The organism is Acinetobacter sp. SCLZS86 (assembly GCF_021560715.1).
In the GTDB taxonomy this organism is placed as follows: Bacteria; Pseudomonadota; Gammaproteobacteria; order Pseudomonadales; family Moraxellaceae; genus Acinetobacter; species Acinetobacter towneri_A.
This window is the reverse complement of the sequence record NZ_CP090868.1, coordinates 24,183-31,290: the sequence shown is the minus strand read 5'-3', so window position 1 is coordinate 31,290 and position 7,108 is coordinate 24,183. Positions and strand designations below refer to the sequence as shown.

The window sequence follows — 7,108 nt, the reverse complement described above, 5'->3', positions numbered from 1 at the left end:
TACTTAATAAAACCATAAAAATCTAAAAATGCCCAAAAAGCCGACTTTGAAACAAGTCGGCTTTTTTATGAGCAGTTTTGGAATGTTTTGCCAATAATTTTGACTAAAAATTACGCTTCTCAACTTGAGTGATACAATTTTGTGATACATTATTGTATATACAAATTTGAATGTTTTTTATGAAACAGTATTTCGAATGGGATGAGGCAAAGAATCGAAAGAATCAGAAAAAACACGATGTCTCTTTCGAAACGGCAAGCCTTGTTTTCGATGATCCATTAAGGATCTCAATCCAAGACAGACATACCGATGGTGAAGAACGTTGGCAAACCATTGGAAAAGTAAAAGGCGTACTAATGCTCTTAGTAGCTCACACCATCTTTGATGAAGATGACTGTGAAATCATACGAATCATTAGTGCAAGACAAGTCACTAAGGCGGAGCGAGATAGATATGAGCATGGTTAGATACTCACGCAAAGAACTGAATGAAAAATTCAGCGACAAGCAAGATGCTGAAATTCAACGCTTGCTTGCTAAGGGAACGGTTGCTGACGATCAGCTAGATCTCTCAGATATACCTGAAATTACCGACTGGAGTAATGCTGTACGCCACAATCAATTCTATCGTCCAGTAAAGCAACAAACTTCAATTCGGTTAGATGCTGATGTGCTTGCTTGGTTCAAAGCACAGGGAAAAGGTTATCAAACACGTATGAATGAAATCTTACGGGATGCTATGCTAAAAGAATTAAAAAATCATCAATAAAAATGGGAGCTTAAGCTCCCATTTTTGACTTCGCATAACGTGTATTATGTTAATTTTAGATAAACTGAACTAAGAAAAACTCAGTTATCGATTTTATTAAAAAGTTTCAGACTAAAGGTATTTCAAAAATAATTGCATATTATGTTCATCACTAACCCCTTGTAGAGTAGTAATCAGCGTTTCATAAGCATCATTATTAACTGTTAAACAAACAGCATATTCAGGCTCTGCTGAAGTATCATCCACGGTAAAATCATTGATAGATGTTAATAAAAATTCACTCAGCTTTTGTTTATCATATATATCAACAAATTTTCCTAATCTTTGAGCTGTTAATTGCGAAACCCATAATCCAACATCGCTGTCAGATAACATTTCACTTTGTACCCTGAAATAATATAAATTAGGATCGCTTGCTGCAGGAATATCAAAGTAAGGTTGTATTTTTGCACCTGCATCAGTAGTCACTGAGTACCGCTTTAATTTAGTTTGCTTATCATAAATCCATAAGGATTTACTTTCTTTTCTGCTACCTCTGGCTTTTGTTATATTCCATTCAGCAAAATAATTTTGAGGATCTGGAATAAACATTTCCTCTTCAAAATATAGAAACTCTCGTAACTCTGGCTCCCATAGCACCCACGCTGATCTCATATCAGCAACTTGTGTATTAGAAGCAGCTTGTACTTTATTTGTTCTATCTATAATTAATTCAGCATACTGTTTTAATACACTATTTTTAGCATCCTCAGCTGATAAGCTACCATCTATTCGAATTGATCGAGTAGCTGCTGGATGCATTTTCGTTGTTCCACAATTTTCTTTAATAGATTCTTTATGTGAACTTTTAACCCTATACAGTTTTATTTCTACACCAAGACCTTGATAATTAATATCAATATTTAAATTACTCCAGTTACTCCTAGGAATATTTTTCGCTTGGCAATAGGCATCCGTCCAATCATCCTCTTCCAATTTTCTTCCCATCATACCAACTACTTTTGTAGCTAATACAAATTTCATTCGAACAAATTCATCGCTAGAAAAGGCAGGTTTAAGCATTAATTAGAATCTCATTTAATTTTGATCTAAAGTCAGAAAAATCAATGACTTTAACACCACTTGATAAACTTTTAGCAACATAGCGACTATATAATGTTCTAAAGTCGATTTCATCTTGCCTATCAACATGCAAGTAATTGATATATGGTATTTTTTCTTTACTTAAGTTTTTCATAAATGATTCAATATTGAAATTACTGTCTATACTACTAAACGTACTATCTGGATTAGTAATTTTTCTACAATGCAGCATTAAATCAGCACCAGCAGTGTTTTCACTGACGAACTGTTTAAATGTTCCATGCTTCTTATCAAAGATATTAACTTTTTCAATGATAAAACCTGAATCCTGAATAGCCTTATGTAAAGAACTCCAGATCTTTTCTGACGAATTCATAAAGACCAAAACCATCCATTGGTTAGTTTTTAGAACACGATATGCCTCTTTTAGACTTAAAGTCATCAAGTCAGTATATTCTTCAACGCCCTTGTTCTGAACTTTACTAACAATTGCTTCATTCTTAGAATCTGTAAAGACCCCTAACCATGATTCCCATAAAATATTCATTTCACTATAGTTAATAAATGACCCAAACGGAGGATCTGTAAAAATTAAATCTACTGATTCATCTGGTAAAAAACTCAAATTTGTAGCACTGCCTGTATGGATTACAGATTTTCCTGTATATTTTTGAGCTGTGGATTTTAGATGATCTAAGATATTTTTACTTTTTCTTTCAAAAGTTAGGTATACATTAGCTTCATTAAAAATTTGTGGAATATTAAAGTTAGCGGTATTACTACTCCCCCCCCAAAATCGGTATTCAGAAGTTTTAGTAACTCTCTGATAAAGGGATGTAAATGTAAAAGTAAGGAGGCTAGCTATTTCTTTATCAGCTACTAAACCTATAGCCTGCCAAATAGAGCTACACGCTACTAAATTACGTGATGTATAAAAATCTTTAATATTTTTGATACCGTGTCGTTTCGGTTGATTTAAATTTACTCCGTCAGGGATTTCTACATCTGGATATACACCTTGATAGATTTGAACCAAATCCTCACTTTTCTTGATATTTTCATAATCAAAATCATCTAAAGAATGTTCTTTAATTTGTTTAGAACAACATTTATATCCAAGAAAAACAGGCTTAGTATCTAATCTATTTAAATAAGATTTATTGACCTCTTTCAGACAATGAGGACATTCAAATTTTTTTAATAGTTTATGTTCTTTTACATTAGAGCCATATTTTCTACAATGATCCCATAGAACAAATACACCATTACAGTGATTACATTCCAATTCATATGACCAGACTACATATAAAATTTCTGTTTTAGTTGAACACTCTCTACAAGTAGTCGTATACAAAGTATCTCTAACTTGTTTTGTTTTATTTAAAACAAACTGAATTCCAGCTTGATAATCTTGTGGATCAACATTCTTTAAAAAATTTGACTCAATAAATGATGCTGCTGGAGATAACTCATTAAGAATAACATCATATCCATTCGCAGATGCAGCAACGCCAGTCATACCACTACCAGCGAAAGGATCTAGAACAACTCCACCATGCGGTAAATAGTATTGAATAACTTTCGAAATCCCTTGGGGAGGAACTTTTGTATGATACGTATGTGCATCGTAGGTATATGTGTTTTTTCCAGCACTAATATCTTCATCTAGAGGCTTATTCACTAATTCAATATGCTTCTTTTTAACCAAAATATCTTCTAATTTTTGCTCACTATCTCCCCAGAAATCATTTTTAAATATCTCTTTTATAATTGATTTTCTTGGCGAAGAGAGCACTTCAAAATTATTGTCTTTTAACAGAAGATCAAGCTGATCATTAGAATTGCTCATAAAGAACTAAAACGCATTGAGATAGGAACATTCAGCTATTCTAACATTAGGCTGTAGACACCTCACTTTTAGTTATAAAATCTTTCTCTGTACACGACAAATTTCACAGAACCCTTATCCTATCAGGATTCTGCCTTCTTAAAATTGCCAAAATTTCCTTAAACTCTTCTTTTTTCCCAAAACCAATTAAACGCTGAATCGCCATTTGAACATAGTCTAAACCATAGCGAAATAAACTCATTGAGAGTCGTCCATGCTTCTTTATTTTTATCGCTTTTTTTTGATCATGTTGCCATTCACCCGTTAAGTAACACCAACAGAAGCTTATAGCTAACACCGCAATCAATTTTTTCACTCGTCTAGGGTCTGTCAAGCGCGTATTTTCAAGATTAAACCCGCGTCCTTTGAGACAACTGAATAAGGTTTCAATTTCCCAGCGTAATGCATAATCCTGAATAGCATTGGCATTAAACTGAGGAGAAACGACGAGTAAAAGCTCTCCATTTTCTAACTGTAGTGCACTTATATATAGTTTCACCCGACCAACCAAAATCCGTCGTTTACGACATTCAATTTGACCAACTTTAAGATGGCGAAATAAATCACTAATTTTATGATTCTTTCCTAAATGATTGGTGACAATGAAGTTTTTTTAACACGAATGCAGAAGTTGATGTCTTGTTCAATTAACCATGTAAACCACTGCTCACCGATAAACTCTCTGTCTGCGAACACATTCACAATACGGTCTTTACCAAAAATGGCTATAAAGCGTTGAATCAAAGCAATGCGCTCTTTCGTATCTGAATTTCCACGTTTATTAAGCAATGTCCAAAGGATAGGTATCGCTATTCCACGATAAACGATTGCGAGCATCAGGATATTAATATTTCGTTTTCCCCATTTCCAATTGGTTCTATCTAAAGTCAGTTGCACTTGGTCGAATGAAAACATATTGAAAATCAACTGAGAAATTTGACGATAATCAAAATACTGACCTGCAAAGAAGCGCTGCATACGTCGATAAAATGATTGTGGTAAGCACTTGATGGGCAAGGCTTTAGATGCAGAAGAAAGATTACATGTTTGCTTTAAAATAATCACAAGCATGATGAGCGCAAAGCACTTTAAATGTGACTTGTTCCATTTTAGAGATTTGTTTAAGATAAGATATAACTCATTGAGATGTGTCATAGTATTCGTCGTTAGAAAACAATTATTATGACATTATTTCAATGAGTTATCTATTTTTGTCGTGTACAGAGCTCTTTTTTATTTTCTATTGATCTGGTGTTTAAAATGAATAAATATTTTACTTGCTATGTGGTTGCTTCTCTTTTTCTTTCTGGTTGTACGGTTCAGCATAATTTAATAAATGAAACCCCGAGTCAGATTGTTCAAGGACATAATCAGGTGATTCATCAATACTTTGATGAAAAAAACACCTCAGGTGTGCTGGTTATTCAAACAGATAAAAAAATTAATCTATATGGTAATGCTCTAAGCCGCGCAAATACAGAATATGTGCCAGCCTCTACATTTAAAATGTTGAATGCCCTGATCGGATTGGAGAACCAGAAAACGGATATTAATGAAATATTTAAATGGAAGGGCGAGAAAAGGTCATTTACCGCTTGGGAAAAAGACATGACACTAGGAGAAGCCATGAAGCTTTCTGCAGTCCCAGTCTATCAGGAACTTGCGCGACGTATCGGTCTTGATCTCATGCAAAAAGAAGTAAAACGTATTGGTTTCGGTAATGCTGAAATTGGACAGCAGGTTGATAATTTCTGGTTGGTAGGACCATTAAAGGTTACGCCTATTCAAGAGGTAGAGTTTGTTTCCCAATTAGCACATACACAGCTTCCATTTAGTGAAAAAGTGCAGGCTAATGTAAAAAATATGCTTCTTTTAGAAGAGAGTAATGGCTACAAAATTTTTGGAAAGACTGGTTGGGCAATGGATATAAAACCACAAGTGGGCTGGTTGACCGGCTGGGTTGAGCAGCCAGATGGAAAAATTGTCGCTTTTGCATTAAATATGGAAATGCGGTCAGAAATGCCGGCATCTATACGTAATGAATTATTGATGAAATCATTAAAACAGCTGAATATTATTTAAGAGCTTGACAGAAACTCTAATTTTATAAAAAGCCCATTTGAGATAAATGGGCCTTTTATAATCTGACTAATAATGAAACCTGTTAATTTTTCTAGTTTAAAATTTTACAGTGCTTTTAGTTGTTGTGATCCAATCCAGTGTTTAGAGAACTGATAGGCGGCACGTCCTGACCGTTGACCACGTGCCTGACACCAGCGTAGGGCTTCAGCATGGGCTTCGTCATTCATTGGCATATCTGTTTTAGCAAGATAGTGTTCTACAATGGTTAAATACAGGTTTTGATCCATTGGATAGAATGAAAGCCACATTCCAAAACGATCCGAGAGTGAAATTTTTTCCTCAATGGCTTCTTGTGGATGCAACTCGGTATATTGCGGTACATCTACACGAGTCACTGGCGTGTTCTCATGCATAAATTCTGGTAACAGATGTCGACGGTTGCTGGTTGCATAAATAATAAAATTACTTGAACCTGACTGTAATGAGCCATCAAGTACACTTTTTAAGCTGCGATAGTTTTCATCTTCAGCATTAAAGGCCAGATCATCGCAGTAGACAATGAACTTTTCCGGACGCTTCTGGATGAGCTTCTGGATTTCAGGAAGATCGGACAGATCATCACGTTCAATTTCAATTAAACGTAATCCTTGATCTTTATACTCGGTTAAAAGGGCACGGACAATTGAAGATTTTCCTGTGCCGCGTGAACCAGTAAGGAGAACATCATTGGCTGGCAGATTCTGCAAAAATTGTCGTGTATTTTGACTAATGTATTATTAAATACATGATCTTCAAGCTCTTCAAAAGCAAATCTTAGTGTGGCATGTGTACATACTAAAATTTGATCTGTACCTTCCATAAAGTGTTTAAAGGCTTTTACTTTGCTTTTATCGCCACCAGCAGTACATAAGTTGTTTTCAGGTTTGATATCCCAATCTGCAAAAAAGCCACTTTCGCTTAGTTTTGTGCTAGCAAATGAACCGCCAATTGAGCGTTCAGGTACAGCTACAATAACTTTGCTTAACCCTTGGTTGTGTATCTTGTCTAAACCCAAAAACATTAATGCACGAGATTTACCTGATGCAGGAGGGGCTTTTAAGAGCAAATACTGACTATTACGAGATTCGAAGGCGCGAGCTTGCATAGCTCGCATCCCCATGTTCGTGTGATGATGCATAATATGTCAATTTTTTTCTATATAAATTCATTTATTTTCAATAAGTTAATATGTTTTCCAATGTTTATTAAAAAAAAGTATTTTGCGTAGAGTAGGAAAGATAGTGTGAT

Annotated in this window: 6 protein-coding genes and 2 pseudogenes; 3 read left to right on the top strand and 5 right to left on the bottom strand. The window is 34.8% G+C overall.

Going from position 1 to position 7,108, the window contains the following annotated elements:
- Positions 1-179 precede the first annotated feature (179 nt).
- Both LZP46_RS15965 and LZP46_RS15960 read left to right on the top strand, forming a co-directional pair.
- Complete coding sequence (locus LZP46_RS15965) at positions 180-467, top strand: BrnT family toxin (protein ID WP_068975324.1); 288 nt, start codon at positions 180-182, stop codon at positions 465-467.
- Positions 454-768 carry a BrnA antitoxin family protein gene (locus tag LZP46_RS15960; protein WP_120403538.1) on the top strand — a complete coding sequence of 105 codons (315 nt, stop codon included), beginning with the start codon at positions 454-456 and terminating at the stop codon, positions 766-768. Before LZP46_RS15965 ends, LZP46_RS15960 begins: the two co-directional genes overlap by 14 nt.
- 111 nt (positions 769-879) lie before the next feature.
- Here LZP46_RS15960 and LZP46_RS15955 read toward each other — a convergent pair whose 3' ends face one another.
- The 3 genes from LZP46_RS15955 to LZP46_RS15945 form a co-directional block, all read right to left on the bottom strand.
- Positions 880-1,830: a hypothetical protein gene (locus tag LZP46_RS15955; RefSeq protein WP_236095279.1), complete on the bottom strand. Its 951-nt coding sequence runs from the start codon at positions 1,828-1,830 to the stop codon at positions 880-882.
- Complete coding sequence (locus LZP46_RS15950) at positions 1,823-3,700, bottom strand: DNA methyltransferase (RefSeq protein WP_236095278.1); 1,878 nt, start codon at positions 3,698-3,700, stop codon at positions 1,823-1,825. Before LZP46_RS15950 ends, LZP46_RS15955 begins: the two co-directional genes overlap by 8 nt.
- A 103-nt stretch (positions 3,701-3,803) precedes the next feature.
- A protein-coding gene (locus tag LZP46_RS15945) for an IS4-like element ISAba1 family transposase (RefSeq protein ID WP_085947913.1) occupies positions 3,804-4,894 on the bottom strand; the annotation gives its coding sequence in 2 pieces (ribosomal slippage) (positions 3,804-4,354 and positions 4,354-4,894; 1,092 coding nt in all).
- Between the two features lie 105 nt (positions 4,895-4,999).
- Here LZP46_RS15945 and LZP46_RS15940 point away from each other — a divergent pair.
- A complete protein-coding gene (locus tag LZP46_RS15940) occupies positions 5,000-5,821 on the top strand; it encodes an OXA-23 family carbapenem-hydrolyzing class D beta-lactamase OXA-23 (RefSeq protein ID WP_001046004.1) in 822 nt (273 codons plus the stop codon).
- A gap of 104 nt (positions 5,822-5,925) precedes the next feature.
- Here the strand turns inward: LZP46_RS15940 and LZP46_RS15935 are convergent.
- A pseudogene (locus LZP46_RS15935) lies at positions 5,926-6,591 on the bottom strand (ATP-binding protein); the annotation flags it as partial.
- Positions 6,573-6,998 (bottom strand): annotated as a pseudogene (locus LZP46_RS15930) (DEAD/DEAH box helicase); the annotation flags it as partial. The pseudogenes LZP46_RS15930 and LZP46_RS15935, both read right to left, overlap by 19 nt.
- Between the last annotated feature and the right edge of the window lie 110 nt (positions 6,999-7,108).